The following is a 25858-nucleotide window of genomic DNA, read 5'->3' as shown; positions in this document are numbered from 1 at the left end:
ATTTCTTCTGAAAATTAACACCTTGACGCTGGGATGCCTTCTAAATTTTCATATCAATTGAGTACCTTTGCAAACTATGATAAAAAATGAAGATTTTATTGAAGTTCTCGGGGCACGAGTTCACAATTTAAAAGACATTGATGTTCGCATTCCCCGTGAAAAATTGGTGGTAATAACAGGGCTTTCGGGCAGCGGAAAATCTTCATTGGCCTTCGATACGATCTACGCAGAAGGTCAGCGTCGCTACATAGAGACCTTTTCGGCGTATGCCCGCCAATTCCTAGGCAGTCTGGAACGGCCGGATGTGGATAAGATAGACGGTTTGTCTCCTGTAATTGCCATTGAGCAAAAAACCACCAGCAAAAGTCCTCGTTCTACTGTAGGAACCATTACAGAGATATACGATTTTCTTCGTCTATTCTATGCACGTGCCAGCGATGCCTACAGTTATAATACGGGAGAAAAAATGGTAAGCTACAACGACGAACAGATAAAGCAGCTTATTATTGAAGAATTTAAAGACAAGAAGGTAAGCGTACTAGCTCCTGTGATTCGTTCTCGAAAAGGACATTACAGAGAATTGTTTGAGCAGATCGCGAAGCAGGGATTTTTAAAAGTTAGGGTGGACGGCGAAGTACTGGATCTTACCAAAGGGATGAAGATCGACCGTTACAAAACCCATGATATTGAGATCGTAGTGGACCGACTCAAAATCTCTGAGGACACCGAAAACGACAAGCGTTTGTCCGAAACGATCGTTACAGCCATGTATCATGGGGATGATGTACTCATGGTACTTGATAACGAGACAAATGCTGTACGGTATTTCAGCAGATCGCTCATGTGTCCCACGAGTGGTGTCTCTTACCCCAACCCCGAACCCAATAATTTCTCCTTCAACTCGCCAAAAGGAATGTGCCCAAACTGTAAGGGATTGGGTAAATTATACGAAGTGAATCTCGATAAGATCGTTCCCAACAAACAACTGTCCATAAAACAAGGTGCTTTAGCCCCTCACGGTCCGCAAAAGAGCAATTGGGTGTTCAAACAACTCGAATTGATCGCAGAACGCTACAATTTCAAATTAAGTGATCCGTTTGAAAGCATCCCCGAAGCCGCACAACAAATGATCTTTTACGGCGGTAATGAAAAATTTGATATCGAGTCCAAGACACTTGGGATCACTCGAAACTATAAGATCGATTTTGAAGGTGTTGCGACCTTTCTTCAAAACACCTATGAGGCCAACGAATCAAAATCCCTGAAGCGATGGGCCAAAGAATACATGAATAAGATCGCTTGTCCGGAATGCGAAGGTTCACGGCTTCGGAAGGAATCGCTCTATTTTAAGGTGAACGGAAAGAACATTGCCGAACTTGCCCACATGGACGTGGTCGAACTGGCCGCCTGGTTCGCAACCTTAGAAGCGAAGCTTTCTGAAACACAACGCAAGATCGCTTCAGAGATCATAAAAGAAGTGCGTTCCCGCTTGCAGTTCTTAGTGGATGTTGGACTTACTTACCTTGCACTGGACCGAAGCTCTAAATCACTTTCGGGAGGGGAAGCACAGCGTATTCGACTAGCGACACAAATTGGATCTCAGTTAGTAGGGGTGCTATATATTTTGGATGAACCAAGTATTGGTCTACACCAAAGGGACAATGAAAAGTTGATCCATTCATTGATCCAGCTTCGGGACATTGGGAATTCGGTCATTGTGGTAGAACATGATAAGGATATGATCGAACACGCCGATTATGTGATCGATATTGGTCCTGCAGCAGGTCGTCATGGCGGGGAAATCGTTTCGGAGGGGACTCCTTCAGAAATAAAAAAACAGCATACCCTTACGGCCGATTACCTAAATGGAACGAAAGAGATCGAAATTCCGAAGAAACGGAGAGAAGGCAACGGAAAGATCCTAAGTCTTACCGGAGCGACGGGAAATAATCTAAAGAATGTGAGTGTGAGCTTTCCGTTGGGCACTATGATTGGTGTTACAGGTGTTTCCGGCAGTGGAAAATCCACCCTCATCAATGAGACCCTGTACCCTATTCTCAACGCACACTTCTTTAATGGTGTGAAGAAGCCCATGCCTTATAAAAAGATCGACGGACTTAAACATATCGATAAGGTCATAGATATCAATCAATCACCTATTGGAAGAACACCCCGTTCCAATCCTGCAACCTATACCGGAGTGTTTTCAGAAATAAGGAATCTATTCGCTAAAGTACCGGAGGCCATGATTCGTGGCTACAAGCCGGGGCGTTTTAGTTTTAATGTCGCCGGCGGACGTTGTGAGACCTGCAAGGGTGGTGGTCTGCGGGTGATCGAGATGAATTTTTTACCGGATGTGTATGTTGAATGCGAGACCTGCCAGGGAAAACGTTTTAACAGAGAAACTCTGGAGGTCCGTTACAAAGGAAAATCCATTCATGATGTGCTGGAAATGACCATTAATGAGGCATGTGCTTTTTTTGAACCCATCCCGAAGATTTACCGAAAACTTAAGACAATAAAAGATGTTGGACTGGGCTATATTACGTTAGGTCAACAATCCACCACGCTCTCCGGCGGAGAAGCTCAGCGAATTAAACTGGCCACGGAACTCTCAAAAAGAGATACCGGGAATACGTTCTATATCTTGGACGAACCTACCACCGGTCTGCATTTTGAGGATATTAGGGTGTTACTGCTGGTCTTGAACAAATTAGTGGACAAAGGGAATACGGTAGTGATCATTGAACACAATCTGGATGTCATTAAAACCGTTGATTATATTATAGATATTGGTCCCGAAGGAGGTAAAAAAGGCGGTGAGATCATGGCCCTTGGAACACCGGAGGAATTGATAAAAGATAAAAAAAGCTATACCGCACGTTTCCTTAAAAAAGAATTACATTAGCGGCCCAGCCTTGTTTAGGGGAAACCCATGACAAATTGTTATAACTATGTGACCCGGTGACCGGTTCACAACGGAAGAAAGAAAACGAATTCATGAGACACGAGAATACTCCGAAAAACTGGAACGAAGTAAAGACGAACGACTCCTGGGCGATCTTTAAGATCATGGGAGAGTTTGTGAATGGTTACGAGAAAATGAGTCGTATTGGTCCCTGTGTGTCGATCTTCGGATCTGCACGTACCAAACCGAATCATAAATATTACAAACTGGCCGAACGCATTGCTAAAAAAATCACAGAGAACGGTTACGGTGTGATCACGGGCGGTGGCCCCGGGATCATGGAAGCCGGTAACAAGGGTGCACACCTGGCGGGCGGAACTTCGGTAGGGCTCAACATTACCCTTCCGTTCGAGCAACATGACAATCCGTACATCGATAGTGACAAAAGCATAGACTTTGACTATTTCTTTGTACGAAAGGTAATGTTTGTAAAATATTCTCAGGGCTTTGTGGTCATGCCGGGCGGATTTGGCACATTGGATGAGTTCTTTGAAGCCTTCACCCTCATTCAGACCCATAAGATCGACAAGTTCCCGCTAATCCTGGTCGGCACCGAATTTTGGAGCGGTCTCATGGATTGGATCAAAAATACCCTGCTTGAGATGAACAACAACATTAGCCCGGAAGATATGGACCTGGTTCATGTCGTGGATACAGAAGATGAGGTGCTGGACATCCTCAATAGCTTCTACGATAAATATAACTTAAGTCCGAATTTCTAATTTACAACGCCCCTAATTGATGCTGAAAAAAGGTCTATATATTGCTTTTATCTTCTTCGGTTTTACACTTTCTGCCCAGGAAGTGATCAAGACCATGTTCTATAATTTACTGGAGTTCCCCTCTGCCTTGCCGGGAAGTCGTTCGGAGATACTTCGTAATGTCTTGAACGATTACGAACCCGATATCTTTATGGTGTGTGAACTTGAAAACGAAGTTGGCGCAGATCTAATCTTGGATATTTCTTTAAATGACGGTGACGGCCAGTATTCGCGCGCACCCTTCGTGCTTAATCAATCGGGTTCCTCTAACTTGCAACAGTTACTTTTTTTCAGGACAGGAATGTTTACACTGGAATCTTCGGAAGTGATCACTACCAATATTCGTGATATCAACCACTACAGGTTAAAACTTAGCACCACAGACGGAACCACCAATCCGGTATTCTTAGAAATATTCGTGACCCATTTAAAATCCAGTCAAGGAAGCAGTAATGAAGCACAGCGTTTGGATATGGTCACTGCTTTTACAGATTACTTAAGCACCATCGACCCAAATGCATACGTGATCTTCGCCGGAGACCTTAATTTGTATGATGCTAACGAACCCGCCTATCAGGAGCTTCTGGACACCTCCAATAATATCACCATGGCCGACCCTATCGATCGTCCCGGGGACTGGAATAATAACATCGCCTTCCAAGACATCCATACCCAGAGTACCCGTATAAGTTCGGGAACTTTCGGTGCCGGTGCCGGTGGCGGCTTGGATGACCGTTTCGACTTTATAATGATCTCCCAGAATATGACCTCAGATCCTACCTTGCGCTATGTGCCGGATACGTACAAAGCCTTCGGAAATAACGGGAACTGTTACAATAACGACATTAGCGACGCCTCTTGTGATGGAGTGTACGGTCAGTTATTACGAAATTCATTATTCAGCATGAGCGATCATCTTCCTGTGGTGATGGAATTGGAAACCGACAGACAGATCGTTCTTGGCGTGGCAGACATACATTCATCTGAAAGCGGTTTCCGTCTCGAGCATACTATTGCTTCGGAAATACTTTCCGTACAAATAGATGGGTTTGTGGAGCCAATGACCTTTGACATTTATAACGTGTTGGGGCAGCGGTTGATGACCGTGAACAGTGCTGCTTCCGAAGCAATCACAATACCGGTAGCGCATCTTGCCAACGGCATCTATTATATAAAAAACAGGGTTCCCGGCAGTAAACCTCTCAAATTTCTTAAGACTTCTTGATCCTCAAACGCCTTTTAATACTTGTTTTTTGTTGCTGGACAGTGAGCCTGTTTGCCCAGCACGACATTGTTATAGATGCTACCCTGGATCCCGCAAAGAAGGAAGTGAATATCAAGCAGCAGGTCACTTTCAGGAACACATCCAACACGCCACTTTCGACCATCTATTTTAACGATTGGGCCAATAGTTTTTCGAATAAGACCACCCCTTTAGCGAAGCGATTTGCCGAAAATTACGACAGTTCCTTCCATTTTGAAAAAAAAGAAGATCGCGGCAGCACGACAGTATTTAGCATTGCCAATGCCACAGGACTTCCGCTGGAATGGGAACGTGGTGAAGCCGTGGATATTTTAAAAGTAGCTTTGCCGGAACCGTTGCTCCCCGACCAGGAAGTAACATTAAAATTTCTTTATACGATCAAGATCCCCAGCGATAAGTTCACGAGATACGGTGTGACGCGTGAAAATGACTATAGATTACAGCATTGGTATATATCTCCGGCTGTGTACAATGGTGAATGGCAGGCGTACAGCAACAAAAATACGGACGACCTGTATTTACTGCCCTCTCACTTTACGATCACATTCCATACGCCCCTGCGCTACCATGTGATATCAGATCTTACAGTTGTTTCTGAAACCATTTCCGAAAAAACGAAAACAACACGACTCGAAGGTGCAGATCGAGTCAAAGCGATCGTACATTTAGAACAACAATCGAATTTTAAAAGTGTGGTGACAGATCGTGTTGAGGTGATCACAAATCTAGAGGATAAGAAAGTGTCACCTCCTATAAAAGCCTTATTGATAGACCGAATCACTTATTTCTTAGAGAACAGGTTAGGTGAATATCCTTTCGAAAAGATGGTAATCAGTGAGTCAGACTATAAGAATAATCCTGTTTATGGTTTAAATCAGCTTCCCGATTTTATTAGTCCGTTCCCCGATGGTTTCGAATACGACATGGAACAGCTTAAGGCCATCACCCGAAACTATATAGAGAATACACTTCCTCTTCACCCTCGCAATGATTACTGGCTCACGGGAGCTCTACAGATCTATTTAATGATGGATTATGTGGAAACCTATTACCCAAAAATGAAGATCATTGGAAACCTTAGCAACTTTTGGGTGATCCGCTGGTCGCATGCGTCGAAGCTGGAATTCAATGATCAATACCCGCTTCTCTATCTCAATATGGCGCGAAATAATTTGAATCAAGCGCTTACGACCCCTAAAGACTCTCTGGTAAAGTTCAATAAGAACATTGCAGGTGACTATTACGGTGGTGACGGACTGGATTATGTAGCCGACTATTTAGGGAGGGACCAATTGAATAATGCGATCAAGGAGTTCTATGCGAATTATCGATTAAAGCCTGTAACCTCCGGGCAGTTTAAAGAGACACTTACTGCAAACACTACGTTACCTATCGATTGGTTCTTTGACGACTATGTGGGAACACATACCACTATTGATTTTAAGATAAAGAAAGTCCGAAAACGAGGGGACTCATTAGAGGTTTTGGTGAAGAACTTACGCAATAATTCCATGCCTGTTTCGCTATACGGTATCAATAAAGAAAGTATCGTTTTCAAACAATGGCTTTTACCTGTCGACTCTACCGCAACGGTCATGGTTCCTGCCAAGGATATTCGAAAATTAGTACTTAATTACGAGGAGATCATCCCGGAATATAACCAGCGAAATAATTACCATAATGTCTCAGGTCTGTTGAACCGTCCGGTCCAATTCCGCCTTTTTCAGGATGTAGGTGACTCGAGGTACAATCAGTTGTTTTTTATGCCCGAATTCGATTACAATCTCTACGATGGTTTGATCCTTGGAGCAAAACTTTATAATAAAACCGTACTTCCGAAGGCTTTTCATTACAATTTCACACCGAAGCTTGGATTGCGTTCCAACACCTTACTGGGAAGTGGTTCGCTTATCTACACACAACAATTTAAGGACCAGCCGCTGTATGCTATGCGGTACGGGATCGCCGGAAGCTATCTGTCCTACGACGAAGACCTCTTTTTCCGAAAGTTCACTCCCTTTATGACGTTTGCTTTCAGAAATGAGGACCTGCGGAATAATGAAAAACAATTCATTAATTTAAGGAGTGTCAACATTTTTAGAGACGACAATCCTATGGACCCGGATCAAGACCCCAATTATAGTGTTTTCGACCTGCAATATGTGTATTCTAATCCTAACCTGATCAATTATTTCAGAGGAGTTGTGGATTATCAGATCTCAGCTAAATTCAGTAAAATTTCCACTACCTTAGAATACCGAAAATTATTTTTGAACAACCGCCAATTGAATCTGCGATTCTTTGCGGGCATCTTTGTCTTTAACGATACCCGGGAAGATGAAGATTTCTTCAGCTTTGCGCTGGACAGACCTACCGATTATCTCCTGGATTATAATTATTACGGAAGAAGCGAAGATTCCGGTTTATTCAGTCAGCAACTTATAATCGCCGAAGGTGGATTTAAGTCGCAGTTGGAACCGGCCTTTGCCAACAGTTGGATCACAACCGTGAATGCCAGCACGAATATCTGGAAATGGATCTATGCGTATGGAGATGTGGGCTTGGTCCATAATAAAGGCAGAGGCACCAATGCAGTTTTTGATACCGGAATTCGAGCGAACCTAGTCGCAGATTATTTTGAACTGTACTTTCCTCTCTATTCTAATTTGGGGTGGGAACCGGGACTACCCAACTACGATCAAAAAGTTCGTTTTATCGTCACACTGGACATAAAGACATTGTTAAGTCTTTTCACGAGGGAGTGGTATTGATGGTTGGATTCTGAAAAACGTATGCATACACTAAAAATCTTTGTTCATGAGTTTCTTTAACGACTGGCGCATCATTGTACTCTTATGCCTAACCTTGGGGCTGGCACCATTCTTTCCCGAACCACACCTGTGGGGAAAGATTAAATGGATCGCCGGCGGTGCCAATGGTATGACATTAACAGATTGGTTTGATGTAGTAATGCACGGTCTCCCCTTTCTTCTCTTGGCGAGATTGCTAATTATGAAGCTATTACCGAAATCTAAATCCTAAGCCTGCAAAATTGCCTCATTTTCGCTACTTTTGTAATCCCTAATTTTTTGAAGATGCAAACAAATCCGGAGACGAATAGCGAACTTTCTTTTGATGATTTTAAAGCCGAGGTCTTGAACGACTACAAAATTGCAGTAACCAGTCGGGAATGCAGTTTACTGGGGCGACGGGAGGTCCTCACGGGAAAGGCAAAGTTCGGGATCTTTGGAGATGGTAAGGAAGTACCGCAACTCGCATGGGCAAAGGCTTTTAAAAACGGAGATTGGCGAAGCGGGTATTACCGCGATCAAACATTTATGATGGCCATTGGAGAACTTTCCATACAGCAGTTCTTTGCCGGACTCTATGCGCATACCGATCTTGAGGCCGATCCTATGAGTGCCGGTCGTCAAATGGGTGGTCATTTTGCCACACATAGTCTGGACGCCCAAGGCCAGTGGAAGAATCTCACTGCGCAGAAGAATAGCAGCGCCGACATCTCTCCTACTGCGGGACAAATGCCACGACTATTAGGTCTGGCACAGGCATCCAAGATCTTCCGTAATGTAAAGGGTATTAAAAATAAAACAACATTTTCCATCAATGGAAACGAGGTGGCCTGGGGAACCATTGGAAATGCGAGTACCAGCGAAGGCTTGTTTTGGGAAACCATCAATGCCGCGGGCGTATTACAAGTACCTATGGTCATGAGCGTGTGGGATGATGCCTATGGAATTTCAGTACATGCGAAACACCAAACCACTAAAGAGAATATCTCTGAGATCCTTAAAGGATTTCAACGTACGGAGGAAGATCAAGGCTATGAGATCATGCGCGTAAAAGGATGGGACTACCCTGTCCTTATAGAAACCTATCAAAAAGCAAGCGCACTGGCTCGTGAAGAGCACGTACCGGTATTGATCCACGTACTTGAACTTACACAACCTCAAGGGCACTCCACCAGTGGATCTCACGAACGCTATAAAAGTGAAGAACGACTTCAGTGGGAACGTGAATACGATTGCAACTTAAAGATGCGCGAGTGGATGATCGCAAATAATATTGCAACCGAAGCTTCTCTCGACGAGATCGAAAAGTCCATTAAAAAAGAAGTTCGTGATGGAAAGAAAGCAGCCTGGGAAGCCTTCTTAGCACCGCAACGGAAAGAACAACAAGAAGCGATCACTTTATTAGCGAATCTGGCAGAAAGCTCTTCCAATAAGAACTTCATCGAGAAGATCAAGAACGAGCTCGCTTCAGATAAGGAACCCCTCCGCAGAAACATTGCGGCTGCTACTCGAAAAGCTCTTCGATATGTGGTGAACGAAGAATCTTCAGAAAAACGACAATTACTGGACTGGATCGAGAATTACTTTGAGACCATTCAGCCTAAATACAGCTCAGACCTTTATTCCGAAGCAGAAGAGAATGGCACGACGATCGAAGAGGTACCGCCGGTATACGCAGATGATGCCGAAGAAGTGGACGGTCGATTGATCCTTAGAGATAATTTTGACGCGATCTTCTCGAAGCATCCTGAAGTACTTATATTTGGAGAGGATGCAGGCAAGATAGGTGATGTAAATCAAGGGCTTGAAGGCATGCAGGAAAAGTATGGCGAATACCGCGTAAGTGACGCCGGAATTCGAGAAGCTACTATCCTGGGTCAAGGAATTGGCATGGCGATGCGAGGCTTACGTCCTATTGCCGAGATCCAGTATCTGGACTATATTCTCTATTGTCTTCAAATCATGAGTGATGACCTTGTTACGCTGCGCTATCGCACCAAAGGGCGCCAAAAAGCTCCTCTAATTGTTCGTACACGGGGCCATCGCCTGGAAGGAATATGGCATAGCGGATCCCAAATGGGTGGATTGGTCCACCTACTTAGAGGGATGTATATTTTAGTGCCAAGGAATATGACAAAGGCGGCAGGATTCTATAACACCCTGCTGGAAACCGATGAACCGGCACTTATTGTTGAGTGTTTGAACGGCTACCGTTTAAAAGAGAAGATGCCTAACAACCTTGGATCGCTTCGAACGCCTATAGGACTCGTGGAAACTGTAAAGGAAGGATCTGACATTACCCTCGTTTCCTACGGAAGCACGCTGCGTATTGTCGAAGACGCCGCAAAAGAACTACAACAGGTCGGGATCGATGTCGAAGTGATCGACGTGCAGTCGCTATTACCTTTGGACCTCAACCAAGATCTGGTAAAAAGCGTCCGTAAGACCAATCGGTTATTGGTGATAGACGAAGATGTCCCCGGTGGCGCTTCGGCCTATATTATGAACGAAATCGTGGATGTTCAAAACGGGTACCAATATTTAGATAGCAAACCGCAAACCCTGGCTGCGAAACCACATCGTCCGGCCTATGGAACCGATGGTGATTATTTTTCAAAACCTTCAGCAGAAGATATTTTTGAAACCGTCTATCGTATAATGCATGAAGCAGACCCCAAGAACTTTCCAAAGTTAAGGTAGTCTTAAAGTGCTATGATTCTGAGACCTAATAGTGTATCTTAAGAAAAAAAGCTAAGAAATCACTATTATGAAAAAAATTACGCTACTCCTTTGTTCCCTTTACATAGCGGGTTTTATGATTGCTCAGGAAACCCCATTGAACAATGATCCCATTCCTGAAGCCGAAGTACCTCAAGTCGTGCTCGCTTCACAAAAGGCCAACTTTCCGGATGGTTATGTAAATGAGTGGTTCATCGATCGCGGACTCACTGCCGGCGATGATGCACCCGTGCGTTACATATCACAATTTGGCGATAGCTTTAGTACCAACACTCATTTCGCTACCTACTTACCCAATGGTATGCTGTTCTACGATGCAAAGTTTCTGGAAACCGCAATTATCCCATCCGATATCATGATACAGGTTCGGAAAGCCTTTGACGATTATGAAGTTGAAAGCGCCCGGCTATTCACGCTTTACGAACCAAAACGACAGATATATCAGGTAAAATTGAGAAATCAGGCGTACATTCAAATGGCCTACTACAGCATTGATGGGAGGCCGATCCCTAAAAAAGAGCTCCCTGAAGCACTCTTGGTTTTTAAGTATTGATGTTTTTTTTTGGAAAGCTGAAAAAATTGTCTAATATTTGATATTCAAGACGAAAAGAAACAAGTCATGTTTTTGATCCTAGTAAATAATAATAATAATAATAATAATAACGCCCGGACGTAACAGAAACTTGTACCCTATACTTAAGACCCGTCAAGTTTCCAACCTGACGGGTTTTTTTGTGCCTAAATGTTCTGTGTCCAATGAGATAGTTACTTCCTTAGCAAGGAAGTATCGAATGAAATATTAACTAACCAAATAAAATATAGAAATTATGTGTGGTATTGTATGCGCCTTCGAACTGAAGCAACCTTCTGAAAAATTACGGCCCCAACTATTGGAAATGGCCAAATGTATTCGTCATCGCGGTCCCGATTGGAGCGGGATCTTCGATTCCGAAAAAGCGATCCTGGCCCACGAACGTCTTGCAATCGTGGATCCTACTTCGGGGAAACAGCCCCTGTTCTCTCCAGATAGGAATCTTGTCCTGGCTGCCAATGGAGAGATCTATAACCACCAAAGTCTTCGGAAACAATTTGAAGGACGCTACGAGTTTCAAACAAAAAGCGACTGCGAAGTGATCCTGGCACTTTATAAAGAAAAAGGGAATACTTTTCTGGACGAACTGAACGGTATTTTTGGCTTTGCCATCTACGATGTTGAACGGAATGCATATTTAGTGGCGCGTGACCACATGGGTATCATCCCGCTGTATATGGGTTGGGATAAGGACGGTACCTTCTATGTCGCATCCGAATTAAAGGCGTTGGAAGGGGTTTGTACAAAGATCGAACTTTTCCCTCCCGGACATTACCTGGATAGCGACGAAGGAACACTAAAACGATGGTACCAACGGGATTGGATGGCGTATGAGGCGGTTAAGGATAATGAGACCAGTATTGCGGCACTTCGGAAAGCCTTGGAAGATGCGGTGCATCGTCAATTGATGAGTGACGTACCGTATGGCGTATTACTTTCCGGCGGACTGGACTCTTCCATAACATCAGCCATTGCAAAGAAATATGCCGAAAAACGTATTGAAAGTGATGACCAAGACAAGGCTTGGTGGCCGCAACTCCATTCTTTTGCGATAGGACTGGAAGGTTCTCCGGATCTTGCCGCAGCCCAAAAGGTCGCCGATCATCTGGAAACGGTCCACCATGAGATCAAGTTTACCATCCAAGAGGGTATCGACGCATTGCGTGATGTCATCTATCATTTAGAAACTTACGACATCACTACAATTCGCGCCTCGACCCCAATGTACCTAATGGCAAGAGCTATTAAAGCCATGGGGATAAAGATGGTGCTGTCCGGAGAGGGAAGCGATGAGATCTTTGGGGGGTATTTATACTTTCACAAAGCGCCAAATGCTGAAGAATTTCATAAAGAGACGGTGCGAAAGTTAGAGAAACTCCACATGTACGATTGTTTGCGGGCCAATAAATCACTCGCTTCCTGGGGAATCGAAGGTCGTGTGCCATTCTTGGACAAAGAGTTTATGGATGTAGCTATGCGAATCAATCCCAATGATAAGATGATCAACGGCGAACGTATGGAAAAATGGGTGCTTCGCAAAGCATTTGAAGACATGCTCCCTGCCAGCGTCGCTTGGCGACAGAAAGAACAGTTTAGTGATGGTGTGGGATACAGTTGGATAGATACCTTGAAGGAAATGGTGAATGAGCAAGTTACCGATGAACAAATGGCGAATGCGCAATACCGATTCCCCTTGCAAACGCCTACAAGCAAAGAGGAGTTCTTCTACCGGTCCATCTTCGAAGAACACTTCCCTAGCGATGCAGCTGCCTTAAGTGTTCCTTCGGTTCCCAGCGTAGCGTGTAGCAGTCCAATTGCCTTAGAATGGGATGAGAGCTTTAAGAATATGAATGATCCCAGTGGCCGTGCAGTAGCAAAAGTACATGCCGATGCGTATCAAAAATAGATAGGAACGAACGCATTGCAGGAGAAGCTGTTAATTTCCATTAAAAAGCTACTAAAACCAAGTTAAACAGGGAGCTGGGAGCATTCATTCCAACAGATAGTTCGTATCTTAAGGGTATGGAAAAGATATTAGTAGCCGGTGCAACAGGCACCACAGGAAAAAAAATAGTAGCCCTCTTAAAGGATTCTGAACAGTTCACACCTGTGGCCATGGTTCGGAAACAGGAACAGCAACAGGATTTTGAATCTCAGCAAGTAGCTACCGTACTTGCCGATCTCACAGGGGATGTGTCCCATACCACTCAGGGTATTGACCGGGTGATCTTTGCAGCCGGCTCGGGAGGTAAGGATGTTGTCAATGTGGATCAGGAGGGTGCAAAGAAACTTATTGACGCTGCCAAAAAAGATAGGGTAAAGAAATTTGTGATGCTAAGCTCCATGGGAGCCGACAAGCCCGAAGAAGCTTCAGAGATCCAGGAGTATCTAAAGGCAAAACACAATGCCGATCAATATTTGGATATAAGCGGACTCACTTTTACGATCGTACGTCCGGGGGCTTTAACAAACAACGAAGGACTCGGTAAGATCAAGTTGGAGCACAAACTCAACGAACGCGGTGAGATCCCACGATGGGATGTTGCGAGAACACTTGTGAAGAGTCTCGACACAGAAGTCGCAAAAAATCAGGCATTCGAGATCCTTACCGGCGAAACTAAGATCGAAAAAGCTGTAGAAGAATTTCAGGTGCTGTCATAAGGTATGTGATATACAAATAGATCAAAAAAGCAGCATAGAATCCTGCTTTTTTACGTATCTAATATTTCGAGTAGGCCACATTACGGCAACCATTTTTTATCAAAATTGGGCTTTCGCTTCTCTAGAAATGCATCCCGGCCTTCTTTGGCCTCATCAGTCATGTACGCCAGTCGTGTTGCTTCCCCGGCAAAGACCTGTTGCCCCACCATTCCGTCGTCGGTAAGGTTCATGGCGAATTTCAACATTTTAATGGACGTTGGCGATTTTGCCAAAATTTCCTGTGCCCATTCAAAGGCAGTCTGCTCTAGAGATTCATGCGGGATCACGGCATTCACCATCCCCATTTCATAAGCTTCTTGTGCGCTGTAATCCCTTCCGAGGAAAAAGATCTCCCGTGCCCGCTTCTGCCCTACCATTTTAGCCAGATATGCGCTTCCGTAACCTCCGTCAAAACTGGTCACATCGGCATCGGTTTGTTTGAAGATGGCGTGTTCCTTGCTGGCAAGGGTGAGATCGCACACTACATGCAAGCTGTGTCCTCCGCCAACCGCCCAACCGGGCACAACACAGATCACCGCTTTGGGCATAAAGCGAATTAAACGCTGTACGTCCAGAATATTCAATCTGTGATACCCATCGTCCCCAACATATCCTTGGTGACCTCGTGCTTTTTGATCGCCACCACTGCAAAAACTATAGACACCGTCTTTTGGTGACGGACCTTCTGCCGATAACAACACAACGCCAATACTTGTATCTTCTTGTGCGTTGTGGAAGGCATCCAACAGTTCAGATGTGGTCTTGGGGCGAAACGCATTACGTACTTCGGGACGGTTGAAAGCGATACGTGCCACTCCGTCGCATTTTTTATAAGTGATATCTGAATATTCTTTCGCCGTTTTCCAATTCGGTGTATGCATAATTCTTATTTTTACGTCAAAGATAAGACTTCTGGACACATTTGCCTATGGCAGATTTAGGAAGTACTAAAAGAAACACCATGCGAATTTTATTTTTTTTCTTCGGAATTTTTTTCCTTTCATTTCCGCTTTCAGCGCAAACGCCTTACCAGTTTACCGAAGTCATAGACCTGGAAACCACGCCGGTGATTAGCCAGGGCCGAACCGGAACCTGCTGGAGCTTTTCGACCTCTTCCTTTTTAGAATCGGAGATCATGCGGCGCACAGGGAAGCAGATCGATCTTTCCGAAATGTACACCGTGCGTAACATTTATCCGCTAAAGGCAGAGAATTTTGTAATGCGACAAGGCAAAGCGCAATTTAGTGAAGGCGGCTTGGCGCACGATGTCATCAATTCGGTTGCAATGTACGGGTTAGTACCTAACGAAGCATACAGTGGTTTGTTCCCTTCCGAAGAAAATCATAACCATGCCGAACTGATTGCGGTTCTCGAAGCCATGGTCAAAACCTATGTGGAGAATCCCGGGCGTTCTTTAAGTTCTACTTGGAAAAAAGCCGTCGCCTCGGTACTTGATGTCTATTTAGGAAAGAACCCTGAGACCTTCACCTACGAAGGTAAGCAATATACACCAAAGACCTTCTTGACGATGACAACACTCGAGCCATCCGATTATGTGACCATCACCTCTTTTGCTCATGCGCCTTTCTATTCTGAATTTATCTTGAATATCCCGGACAACTGGAGCAATGGTTCTATGTACAATGTCCCTCTAGACGAAATGATCTCTATTGTAGATCATGCACTGGAGCAGGGTTTTTCGGTGGAGTTGGATTGTGATGTAAGCGAACGAACTTTTTCATCGAAGGATGGCGTAGCGGTTGTTCCAAAAGATTCTGAAAACAATATCAAAGCCTTGCAAGGGATCTATCCCGAAGCCGTTGTGACCCAAGAATTCCGGCAACAGGAATTTGAGAACTACAGCACGACCGATGATCATTTAATGCATATCACCGGTATGCTTCGCGACCAGAACGGTACCAAATATTACAAAGTAAAGAATAGCTGGGGCACGGACGAAAGTCGAAACGCCAATGGTGGTTATGTCTATTTTAGTGAAGCCTATATGCGCTTAAAGGCCATTAGTATTATGGTGCACAAAGATGCTGTTCCAAAGAATACCTCAAAAAAGTTAAACTTTTAGTGGTTTTTGATAATTGGGAATCATTTTTGATACATTTGCTCACATGAGAAACGTCCTTTATCTCCTTTTTTTTCTTCCGCTTTTGGCGAGTGCGCAATACGATTTTGAGACACGTTATTTCACGATCACCGCCGAATCACTTCCGGAAATAGAGGAACTTACTACTACGTCTTTTACGCTGGATAAGGCTCCGGTCCTCAACACCAAGCTTAAGACCTTCCAGATGAATACCGAAAATTACCGCCAACCCGTAGACATGATCACGGCAATTGCAGCGAACGAAAATTTCGTACAACGTAAGGTAGATGCTGCTCCGCTGTTACAAAAAGAATTTGGTTTTACCGTAAGAGGACAAGGTGTATATCCGGCTGATGCTGCTTCGGGAGTGAAGAATATTGCATATAAAGAAGTGCGTGGTCTTGACCTGTTAGATCCCTGTCCACCGGTGGGTATCTGTTCACGCTGTGCTCCTTATCGTGTAGGTAGAGGGTATTAAATTTTAAACTCCAAAAGTAAGATTACGATCTAAAAGTTTTTCACGTAGCGTTTCACCTGTGCTAAGTTCACCGAAACAGAAAAGCATCCACTTCCGGTCTTAGTTTTCTTCTCCTCCCGTATCAAAGTCATCGATAAGTTCGATCCCATCATCCTTGATCTCTATCTGTTTATCTTTGTAGAGGGTTCCTATCGCCTTTTTAAAGCTTTTCTTGCTCATCCCCAATTCATTTTTTATGGTGTCGGGGTCGGTCTTATCATGCAAGGCTAAGAAGCCGCCGGCTGCTTTAAGTTCATCCAGGATGAAATTAGCGTTCGGTTCGATACTTCTGTAGCCGGGAGGTTGCAGGACTACGTCTATCTTATTGTCCTCACGCACTTTTTTTACATAAGCGGTAAGCCTGTCACCACTGCGTATGTCCTCAAAAATATCATCGATATAAATCAATCCCTTGTGCTTTCCGTTAACGATCACATTGGCTCCTTTTTCAGTAAGATGTGTCACCAGTACATCCACAGTATCGAATTTTGCTACGGTTACTTCGGTGTTATCCACAAAACGATTGGTCTTGCTGGATCCTACAAGCCTGTTTGTTACCTCGTCCAAATAAAGGTAAACAATATACCAACTCCCTACTTTCATGGGGCGTGCCTGTTCCTTGAACGGGACGAACAATTGTTTTTCCAGACCCCAATCCATAAAAGCTCCATATTCGTTCACATCACTGCAATGCAGATAACCGAAGTTGTGCAGTGTCACAAAAGGTTCTAAAGTGGTGGCTATGGGTCGTTCTTCGTTATCCAGATATAAAAATACCTGCAACTCGTCCCCAATTTCAAAGGATTCCGGTTTGTACTTGTGGGGTAAAAGCACTTCATTACCTTCCGAATCGCCTAAATACAGTCCCGGGTCGGTCTCTCGAAGAATGCTAAGTGTATTATATTCACCAAGTTGAATCATAGCTGCAAAGATACAATTTCCGAAGCGATAAAAAGGACAAAAAAATGAAGCGAAATTCAATCCTATTTGTTAATTTCACGATCGATGAATGCGACATCTCCCCACAATTTTCCCGCATCGGTTTCACTACGCCATGTTTTGGAAACAGATCTGGGCATGGTGTTTTTTTACGATAATATCGTGGTTGTAGAAGCTTATGAAGGTGTCACGATATCCTACATTACAGGTTTCTCCATTTTGATAAAAGGCCTTCAAAAATTAGGGACGCGCCCTTGGGTGTATATAGCGAACCGCATCAATTCTTATTCGGTGAATCCCAATGACTATAAATACTTAGAAAAAATTCCAACATTAAAGGGTCTGGTCATCATTACCCCCGATGAGATTGGAAAGAAAAATGCGGCACTGGAAGCTAATTTTTTTAACAAGCCATTTACCGTAGTGGATGATTTGGCTTCGGCCTACAAATGTGCACAGTCGTTCCTTGCCGGAGACACGTCTACTTAATGTATTTAAAATAATCCAGCAGCACCGTATCGTTCACTTCGGAAGGCGTGAATATTTCCAGTAATATAGGTCCTTCTGAAGCAGTAAAGAAGCTACCTAGCGCACCTTCCAAAGCCGCTGTATCACGCACGGCTGTATACTCAAACCCGAAAAGCTCACATAAAGGCTTGGCTGTGAGTGTATGTTTGGTCTCAAAGAATGTCCCAAAATTCTCGGCTTCCTTAGCGCCCGGTAAAATTCTAAAGATCCCTCCACCTCCGTTATTTACCACTATTATCTTAAAATCCTTCGGAATGTATTGATTCCAAAGCGCATTGCTGTCGTAAAAGAAGCTTAGATCACCCGTAATATAGACGGTAGGTATTCCTGAAGTTATTGCGGCGCCAATCGCCGTGCTCGTGCTTCCATCAATACCACTGGTGCCTCTATTGCAAAAGACCTCGATAGAAGGATGAATATCAAACAATTGGGCATATCGGATGGTTGCACTGTTGCTTAATTGCAGATGAATGCCCTTGGGGAGACGACGAAAAACAATAGAAAATACTTTAAAATCTGAAAACGGGACTGAAGCCACGTATTCGGTATGTTTTGTCCGCCTTTGTTGTTGTATAATGTCCCAATGTGATTGATAAGTACTCTTTACCGATTGGGCTCTTGGCAAGAAGGTCTGTAAAAAACTGTTGGCGGTAGTCTTAAAGTGGTGATCAAGTTTAAAGTAGGTGTCGTAGGCCCGTTTGGTATCAACATGCCAATGGAATTCCGGCTTGAAGTTGCGCAAAAAGGCCTTTACTTTCTTGGAGACTATCATTCCTCCAAAAGTAAGTAAGACTTGAGGGCGCAATGCATCAAACCCTTCAGCGTCCAAAGGTGCGATCAATTGATCGATGGACGGAAAGAACGCAGGATGATGCGCATTGGAGGTTGCTTCGGTAAAGACGACCACACCGGGGTCATTCACCAGTGCATCAAACCATTTGGAGTCTATAGAATGCGGTGGCATCGCACCTAAGAGAATCATCTTCCGCTCTGCCTTGTTCCAATGCTTCAGAAATAAAGAAAGATCTTCGGTGACCGGAACATGGTGCTTCCGTGCCGGCACATGCTGGGGGCGCACTACAAGGTCATCTACAGTGTGATAAAGTGGTTCAGAAAAAGGAACATTAATATGGACAGGACCTTGCAGCTCGATAGCTGTATTTAAAGCGACATTTATTAGGGTCTCATTGGCTATTTGATGAGCGGCACCTTCCTCACAATTAGCACTGTAAAGAATATGATTGGCAAATACATCTTTTTGCCGAATGGTTTGTCCGTCACCAATTTCAAGCAGTGCCGAGGGTCTGTCGGCCGAAAGGACCACTAACGGGATATCGCTGTAAAAAGCTTCGGCAACTGCTGGATAATAGTTCAATAAGGCAGAGCCCGAGGTACAGACCACGGCCACAGGCCTTTTTAGCTGTTGTGCCATACCTAAAGCAACAAATGCCGCACAGCGTTCGTCCACAATACTGTAGCAGGTAAACCCGGGGTGTTCTGTGAAGCCAATGGTAAGCGGAGCATTGCGAGAACCCGGAGAGATCACGATATGATCAATGCCTTTGGCAAGACACAATTGTGTCACCGTTTGAGATAGTGGCTTATCTGAAAATTTCATCGGCCTCAAAGGTACGAAGTCGGATAGAATATTTAAAGCATCGGCTGCAATACCTGCAACATGGTTTGCAATTTAAATTGGGTCTCCTGCCATTCGGCATATGGCACCGAACCTTTGGTTATCCCGCCGCCGGCATACAAGGATGCCGTAGTACCTGTGATCTTCATGGCGCGCAGATTGACATACAACACCGAGCACTTATCATCCCCGCAAATTGGACCTGCAAAACCGGTATAGAATTCACGGTCGTACTGTTCGTACTCTTTTATAAACTCCTTTGCAAATTGCTTTGGAGTACCACAAACCGCAGGTGTAGGATGCAATGCTTTGGTGATGGTCTGCAAGGTAGCTTTTCTACTCTTGAGAATGCCTGTGACATCCGAGCGTAAATGCGCCAATGTCCCGGCCGCATGCGTATAAGCCTTAGAAACTTTAAGTACGTCTGTTACCTTCTGAAGGCTGTTGGTTATGGCATCGGTGACGATCTGTTGTTCTTCGATCTCCTTTTCATTCCAGTAGATGGGTGTTTTTTCTGAAAATTTCTGAGTACCGGCCAATGCCATGGTGGTAAAGGAATTCTTTTCCGTCTTTACAAGGATCTCAGGAGTGGCCCCACACCAGAGATCGGTGTCAGGATGGTACCACAAATACCGGAACGCCTTCGGATAAAGCATAAAAAGCCTTTGAAATACTTCCGAAGCACTAAAACGGGACAATGAAACCTCCTTCTTGCGGGAGACTACGATCTTTTCCGCCTTATGGTTCCGTATGGCCTGTAGCGCTTTTTCCACCAGCTGTTCATGCCTGTTCTTGTCTTGAGCAGTATCCCGGAGAGAAACTTCTATTGATGCGAGTTTTTCTTTGGGCAATACAACTTCAAAGCTGTCGGATCCCGATGCAGGTATACAACAATTTTGATCTTTGAAATCGAACGGAGCCATGATAAAACTCTTCTCTGTAAAATTTTCTGTGCGATGCAGTTGTGCATCCCTTTGAAAACAGGCTATGACCCTATCACTGTCGGGTAAGGCATAGAGTACAAAAGGGAGCTTTTTGTGAAAATGTTCTTCGAGTTTTTTAGCGAGTAAAGTTAGTTCCATACATGTTATGTACGTAAAGTTAGGGTGGTTAGTTTTACCATGGAAATCAATTCGTTTTTGTCATTCGTGATAGGAATCTGCCACAATTGTGTAGTCCTTCCCTTGTGTAGGATCTTGGCCGTGGCGTAGACAAATCCGTCGCGTACACTTTTCACGTGATTGGCCGAGATCTCGATACCTCTCACTTGAATTTCCTTGCTCCCCAGAAAAACAAAGGAGCCGGCACTGCCAACACTTTCGGCCAACGCCACGGATGCCCCGCCATGCAGGATGCCATCCGGTTGATGAACCCTTGGGGTGACCGGCATTCGGGCCACGATGGTATCTTCGGTGACATCGATGAATTCGATCTGCAAGGTCTCCAACAGATTGTTCTTGCACAAATCGTTACATTGATCCAAAATGTCTTGTTTCGTTTTCTCCATAGCTTTGCGTTACCTTTGTAAAATTACAAAATCGACTCCAACTATGTCTTCAGAAAAACAGGTTTCTTTTCAAACCACCAATACCTATTCTACTCGCTATACTTTTTCAGAAAAAACCAAAAATGTTTGGTTTGTGTTTCACGGAATGGGCTATCTAAGCAGGTATTTCCTGAAGTACTTTGAAGCACTCGATCCCGAGTCTAATTATATCGTCGCACCCCAAGCACCATCAAAGTACTACATGGGAAAAGAATTTAAACATGTGGGCGCCTCCTGGCTTACGCGCGAACAAACGATCCCGGAAACGCACAATGTACTTGCGTATATCGATGCTGTGGCTCAAGCAGAGCAGGATGCATTAACCCAAGCACCCCGCATCATTTTCTTAGGTTATTCTCAAGGGGTGTCTATTGTAACCCGTTGGATGGCGAACCGAAAGGTATCCTGTGACCACCTTGTTCTTCATTCCGGCGGAATCCCAAAAGAACTTACTGCGGCAGACTTTGCATATCTGCCCGAAGCAACTGCGGTTACATATCTCTACGGAACCAAGGATCAATACATTACCGAAGCACGAAAAACAGAAGAACAGCTTAAAGGCACCCATTTGTTCGGATCCCGACTCAAGATCGAGGTTTTTGAAGGCGTACACGAGGTTCATACCCCCTTCCTTAAAAAATTACAGTAGGTTCTCTATTAAAATTTTTGTGCATTTCATCGATTTTTTTTGCATTATAACTTTTAATATCATTAATTTACCTTATAATGTAAGAATAATCAACCCCCGAATCATGAAAAAATTCCTACGAAACTTTAGCCTCATGTTACTCACGGTACCGCTTTTTGCACAAGTACCGGCCAAAGAAAAGCAAGCATTGTTAGACCTGTATGTTGCTACCCAAGGGGAGCAGTGGATCAAATCATGGGATACGAATACTCCTGTAAACGAATGGCAGGGAGTGACCGTAGAGAACGATCACGTAGTGAGCTTGAGCTTGTTGTTCAATAATGTTCAAGGTATTATTCCGGCCTCAATTGCCGACCTTGAGATGTTGCGTACCTTAGAATTATCATTCAATAAGATCACGGGATCCTTACCCGAAAGTATAGGAGATCTATCCCTGTTGGAAGTATTGGCTTTTAACGGAAACAAATTAACCGGTACCATTCCGGCTTCCATCGCAAAGCTCTCTAAGTTGAAACAATTGCATTTAAGTAGCAATGCGCTTACCGGGAGCATTCCTGAAAAAATCGGAAATTTGACCGAACTGGAGATCTTTAATGTATTCGATAATAAACTTGAAGGAAATATTCCTTCAGGGTTGGCCGTTAACAGAAGTTTGAAGGAATTGATGGTAGCCGAAAATAGGTTGACCAGTACTGCCGATTTTTCTGCAGTGTTATTGACGAACTCAGGTTCAAAGTTAAATTTAAAAGAAACCCTATTAAACCCTCCGGCTCAGTCGGTTATAGCGATTGAAACCCCGGATGACGGTAATTAGTAAGAAAAGTAATACAAACACCCTCATTAATTTAACATTTTACGAAAAAGGATGTTAGATATAGGTTAAGAAATTAGGTGTATTCGATAAAAACCCTATATTGCTCACGATATTACAGTTCATTTAGATATAAGGATTAATATTGGTTAATTAATGGTCTTATATTCTGATGCAGCGGCTCCTCCAGGGAGCCGCTTTTTTTATGCCTGTGATACAAGGGATTTTCAATCCGACTTTCTGTTTATTTTACTATCTTACAATAAGTTCCGGTTAATGATCGTCTCATGAGAACGCAGGTCTTTTATTTTCTTCTATTGCTGGCATTGTCGTCTACAGCCACTGCTCAGGTCTTTACAGGCAGCTTCGACCTTGTTGTTGCGCAGCAGTATCCTAATGGGAATGTGCGTACCGATACCGTCTCCTATTTCTTCACCCCCAAGCGTATCGCCATGATCCTCCACGGGCGTGGCAAGGAATCCGATATGCGTATGATCTTCGATAATGATACAGAGGAAATTGTTGTTTTATTCCTGTTGGATGGTAAAAAACTGGGGTATACCCTACCCATGGATGAAGCCCACTGGCCCGGGATGCCTCATGCACTTAAATCTCCGCCAAAGACCTTACCGCTCGCTACGTCCGGATCAGAAAAAGAGATCGAAGGTCGCAAGACCCGTGAAGTTCGTTCTGAAAATGACGACTACGTCGCAACCGTCTGGATCGATATTGACATCCCATTATCCATGACACAAGTGCTAAGCTATCAAAGTGTAGGAAAAGGAAAGTCGAAGAAAGAGATCGAACTTTTCAATCAGTTAGGTGTTTCAGGGTTTCCGTTAGAAGTCCTTCTGAAAAGTAAAAAAGGAAAAGCCGATGTCCAACTTAAGGTCATCAACCTTAGTACTAATGTTGATGCCGCTGTGTTTTCTTCCGAAGGATATACCGTTAGCAAAATGGAATAAGGTCAGTTCGCAGTCCTTCAATTGAATCTGCATGTAAAAAAATATTGGTACATTTAGATCAAACTTTTTCTATGAAATACTATTGCTTACTCTTTTGCTCGTTTGTTTCCCTGAGCGCGATATCTCAAAGTTATTTTCAGAAAAAACCCACCTCCACTCCCATCGTCCACCGCAGTGTTGTGACGCCCATTGTTGCCACCATCGGCTACCAAGGCTATGATGAGACCCAAGCGTATTTTGGTGAGGGAGAATACGAGATCTTTCTCGATCTGGTGGATGGAACGCTGGACAAACCCATTATCGTACTCGATGGCTTCGATCCGGGCGATAGCAGAGATATCACAGGTCTCTACAATAGTCTTAATTTCGACGGACAGAACCTCGCCGATATTGTGCGTAATGAGGGTTTTGATATTGTAGTGCTCAATGCTCCGGCCTATACCACGGACGGAAAGGCGATCGACGGCGGGGCTGATTATATCCAACGAAATGCCATGGTCTTGATTGCGCTTATCGATCTGCTCAACGATCAAAAAGTAGGCGACGAGGAACTAGTGATTCTGGGACCCAGTATGGGTGGACTCATAGCCCGCTACGCCTTGTCGTATATGGAACAGAACAGTCTCGATGCCGAAACACGGCTCTATATTTCCTTCGACTCGCCACACCGCGGCGCGAACATTCCCATTAGTTTGCAATACCTTATTAATTATTTAGCGCAGGAAACCGGTGACCCGGATGCACAAGCCATCGTGGATAATGTCCTTAATTCCCCGGCAGCCAAAGAAATGTTATATGATCATTTATTAGGACATTTACAGGCAGGTTCTGATTATCTGCAGGACCCCAGCAAGTTACTACCCATAGGTGCCCCCGATTTTAGGGATGCCTTTCAGGCAGAACTGGATGCTTTGGGCTTTCCACAGAACGTGCGAAATGTCACGATGGTGAACGGTAGCGGGCAAGGGACCACCACAGGAATGGCAGGGATGCAAGTAGTAGATACGACCCTGGACCTGGGTGGTGGTGCTACTGCCAATGTGCTCTTGCATTTTACTCCAGAAGCAGGTATGACCAACAATGTGACCGACTTCCGGTCCTTCTTTTTTGGGATCCCTGTAGACACCTTTCTGGCAGATGCCCAGGCCTTCGGGTTTACGGATGGTGTGGATAGTTCACCCGGCGGGACTTCCAACATTTCCAATGCTTTGGGTGACGGAAGTGGAAACCCGGTGATCGCCGATTTCATTGCAGCACTGGACCAGGATGCGTTTTCTTTTATTCCTGTGATCTCCGCTTTAGCGATCGAAAATGAAGACGACTGGTATGCCGCACCCGACATAGGTGGTACACACACTTCCCCGTTCGTAAACAGTTACATCCCACAAACCAATGAATCACACGTGATGGTAACAGCCGCCAGTGCCCAATTCGCATTGAATGAGATACGACAGCTTTTAGGAATCGAAGAACGGGACACCCTGAATAGATATGCTCTGGCCCAGAACCCTATTGGGGAACTGCTCCAACTACAAGTGCCGGACGAAGGTCGCGGTACCGTCACGCTGCGGGTATTTGCGATTACGGGTCAGCAGCTCTTTATAAAGACATTCACGAACCCTTCCGGCACCATTCGTCTTGACCTGCCTTTGGCCTCCGGAAGTTACTTGCTGAAGATTACCGATGCGGCAGGCAGCGAGACCCTGCGATTCCTTGTAAACAATTAATGATTATGCACTTATTCAAGATCAATAGGATACGTACCTTGCTGTTGCTATGTTGCGGCCTTATGGTAAGCAGTCTTACGGCTCAGAATTTTGAAAACAATGCAGAAGATGCCATTTTGCAACAAGTCTGGCAGCCTTTTAAGACGTCTTACGAAGCACGTGATGCAGAGGCCTTCAAAGCGCTGCATGCTGACGATATGCTGCGCATTACAGATGAAAATCTGCTTACCGGCATGCAGTACAAGGCATCCATAGACAATTGGAAACCCCTACCCGCCGACAGCAGTATATTTATCGATTTTGCATTGGAAAGTTCGAAAGTGTCCGGCAGCCATGCATATCAGGTAGGCTATTACCGAGTGCTCTTTACCGAAAAGGATAAGGAACCCACTGCCTACTACGGTCAGTTTCATGTCGTGCTGAAGTTACTAGACGGTCGTTGGATGATCGTACAGGATTTTGATACCGGCACCGTTAACGGACAGGCCGTGAATGCCGATTTCTTTAACAATGCACGATTGATGAAGTTACATTAATAATTATCGACTTTATGGAGCTTGGTCACTACCATTAAAATGTAGTTGAAAATTTACATTATTTTATTA

22 protein-coding genes are annotated in these 25858 nt (G+C 44.4%); 17 read left to right on the top strand and 5 right to left on the bottom strand.

Features of this window, described 5'->3' with window-relative positions:
• Positions 1–76: 76 nt before the first annotated feature.
• The 9 genes from uvrA to JS40_RS01815 all read left to right on the top strand — a co-directional run bounded on the left by uvrA (position 77) and on the right by JS40_RS01815 (position 13795).
• Positions 77–2908 carry an excinuclease ABC subunit UvrA gene (gene uvrA / locus JS40_RS01855; RefSeq protein WP_034257910.1) on the top strand — a complete coding sequence of 944 codons (2832 nt, stop codon included), beginning with the start codon at positions 77–79 and terminating at the stop codon, positions 2906–2908.
• Positions 2909–3000: 92 nt separating this feature from the next.
• Entirely contained in the window at positions 3001–3690 is a 690-nt protein-coding gene (locus JS40_RS01850) for an LOG family protein (protein WP_034261925.1), read from the top strand.
• A 16-nt stretch (positions 3691–3706) separates the two neighbouring features.
• On the top strand, positions 3707–4954 hold the full coding sequence (locus tag JS40_RS01845) for a hypothetical protein (protein ID WP_152558111.1): 1248 nt from the start codon (positions 3707–3709) through the stop codon (positions 4952–4954).
• 41 nt (positions 4955–4995) lie between these two features.
• A complete protein-coding gene (locus tag JS40_RS01840) occupies positions 4996–7764 on the top strand; it encodes a gluzincin family metallopeptidase (protein WP_233273933.1) in 2769 nt (922 codons plus the stop codon).
• A 46-nt stretch (positions 7765–7810) separates the two neighbouring features.
• A complete protein-coding gene (locus tag JS40_RS01835; protein ID WP_034257906.1) occupies positions 7811–8035 on the top strand; it encodes a hypothetical protein in 225 nt (74 codons plus the stop codon).
• A gap of 53 nt (positions 8036–8088) precedes the next feature.
• Entirely contained in the window at positions 8089–10503 is a 2415-nt protein-coding gene (locus tag JS40_RS01830; RefSeq protein WP_034257904.1) for an alpha-ketoacid dehydrogenase subunit alpha/beta, read from the top strand.
• A 67-nt stretch (positions 10504–10570) separates the two neighbouring features.
• Positions 10571–11095 carry a hypothetical protein gene (locus JS40_RS01825; protein WP_152558110.1) on the top strand — a complete coding sequence of 175 codons (525 nt, stop codon included), beginning with the start codon at positions 10571–10573 and terminating at the stop codon, positions 11093–11095.
• A gap of 274 nt (positions 11096–11369) precedes the next feature.
• Positions 11370–13040, top strand: a complete 1671-nt coding sequence (gene asnB / locus JS40_RS01820) for an asparagine synthase B (RefSeq protein WP_034257901.1) — start codon at positions 11370–11372, stop codon at positions 13038–13040.
• 116 nt (positions 13041–13156) lie between these two features.
• Positions 13157–13795, top strand: coding sequence for an SDR family oxidoreductase (locus JS40_RS01815; protein ID WP_034257900.1), 639 nt, complete (start codon positions 13157–13159; stop codon positions 13793–13795).
• An 80-nt stretch (positions 13796–13875) separates the two neighbouring features.
• Here the strand turns inward: JS40_RS01815 and JS40_RS01810 are convergent, their stop codons facing one another.
• Entirely contained in the window at positions 13876–14715 is an 840-nt protein-coding gene (locus JS40_RS01810) for a 1,4-dihydroxy-2-naphthoyl-CoA synthase (protein ID WP_034257898.1), read from the bottom strand.
• Positions 14716–14795: 80 nt separating this feature from the next.
• On the opposite strand from JS40_RS01810, the gene JS40_RS01805 reads away from it, so the two are divergent.
• Together JS40_RS01805 and JS40_RS01800 are read left to right on the top strand one after the other, a co-directional pair.
• A complete protein-coding gene (locus JS40_RS01805; protein ID WP_034261924.1) occupies positions 14796–15917 on the top strand; it encodes a C1 family peptidase in 1122 nt (373 codons plus the stop codon).
• A 43-nt stretch (positions 15918–15960) separates the two neighbouring features.
• Positions 15961–16413 (top strand): hypothetical protein, encoded by a 453-nt coding sequence (locus tag JS40_RS01800; RefSeq protein WP_034257897.1) that lies wholly within the window; start codon positions 15961–15963, stop codon positions 16411–16413.
• A gap of 99 nt (positions 16414–16512) precedes the next feature.
• Here JS40_RS01800 and JS40_RS01795 read toward each other — a convergent pair whose 3' ends face one another.
• The gene (locus tag JS40_RS01795) at positions 16513–17373 is read right to left on the bottom strand and encodes a CvfB family protein (protein ID WP_034257895.1); all 861 of its coding nucleotides are present in this window, start codon (positions 17371–17373) and stop codon (positions 16513–16515) included.
• A gap of 84 nt (positions 17374–17457) precedes the next feature.
• Between JS40_RS01795 and JS40_RS01790 the strand changes: the two genes are divergently transcribed.
• Entirely contained in the window at positions 17458–17880 is a 423-nt protein-coding gene (locus tag JS40_RS01790) for a hypothetical protein (protein ID WP_034257894.1), read from the top strand.
• On the opposite strand, the gene menD is transcribed toward JS40_RS01790, so the two are convergent.
• Genes menD through JS40_RS01775 form a run of 3 tightly spaced genes read right to left on the bottom strand, consistent with a single transcriptional unit; the run spans position 17873 to position 21062 of the window.
• Entirely contained in the window at positions 17873–19537 is a 1665-nt protein-coding gene (gene menD / locus JS40_RS01785) for a 2-succinyl-5-enolpyruvyl-6-hydroxy-3-cyclohexene-1-carboxylic-acid synthase (RefSeq protein WP_034257892.1), read from the bottom strand. The genes JS40_RS01790 and menD overlap by 8 nt on opposite strands.
• 32 nt (positions 19538–19569) lie before the next feature.
• Positions 19570–20637 carry an isochorismate synthase gene (locus tag JS40_RS01780; protein ID WP_034257890.1) on the bottom strand — a complete coding sequence of 356 codons (1068 nt, stop codon included), beginning with the start codon at positions 20635–20637 and terminating at the stop codon, positions 19570–19572.
• Between the two features lie 5 nt (positions 20638–20642).
• Positions 20643–21062: a PaaI family thioesterase gene (locus JS40_RS01775; protein ID WP_034257888.1), complete on the bottom strand. Its 420-nt coding sequence runs from the start codon at positions 21060–21062 to the stop codon at positions 20643–20645.
• A 43-nt stretch (positions 21063–21105) separates the two neighbouring features.
• Between JS40_RS01775 and JS40_RS01770 the strand changes: the two genes are divergently transcribed.
• The 5 genes from JS40_RS01770 (at position 21106) to JS40_RS01750 (ending at position 25789) form a co-directional block, all read left to right on the top strand.
• Entirely contained in the window at positions 21106–21750 is a 645-nt protein-coding gene (locus JS40_RS01770) for an alpha/beta hydrolase (protein WP_034257887.1), read from the top strand.
• Positions 21751–21853: 103 nt separating this feature from the next.
• Positions 21854–22564, top strand: a complete 711-nt coding sequence (locus tag JS40_RS01765) for a leucine-rich repeat domain-containing protein (RefSeq protein WP_152558109.1) — start codon at positions 21854–21856, stop codon at positions 22562–22564.
• Between the two features lie 284 nt (positions 22565–22848).
• Positions 22849–23526, top strand: a complete 678-nt coding sequence (locus JS40_RS01760; RefSeq protein WP_152558108.1) for a DUF4412 domain-containing protein — start codon at positions 22849–22851, stop codon at positions 23524–23526.
• A gap of 71 nt (positions 23527–23597) precedes the next feature.
• Complete coding sequence (locus tag JS40_RS01755) at positions 23598–25253, top strand: T9SS type A sorting domain-containing protein (protein ID WP_034257884.1); 1656 nt, start codon at positions 23598–23600, stop codon at positions 25251–25253.
• Positions 25254–25258: 5 nt separating this feature from the next.
• Positions 25259–25789 (top strand): YybH family protein, encoded by a 531-nt coding sequence (locus JS40_RS01750; protein WP_160172946.1) that lies wholly within the window; start codon positions 25259–25261, stop codon positions 25787–25789.
• Positions 25790–25858: the final 69 nt, after the last annotated feature.

Source organism: Altibacter lentus, from assembly GCF_000746845.1.
Classification (GTDB): domain Bacteria; phylum Bacteroidota; class Bacteroidia; order Flavobacteriales; family Flavobacteriaceae; genus Altibacter; species Altibacter lentus.
This window is presented reverse-complemented; position numbering and strand designations above follow the sequence as displayed.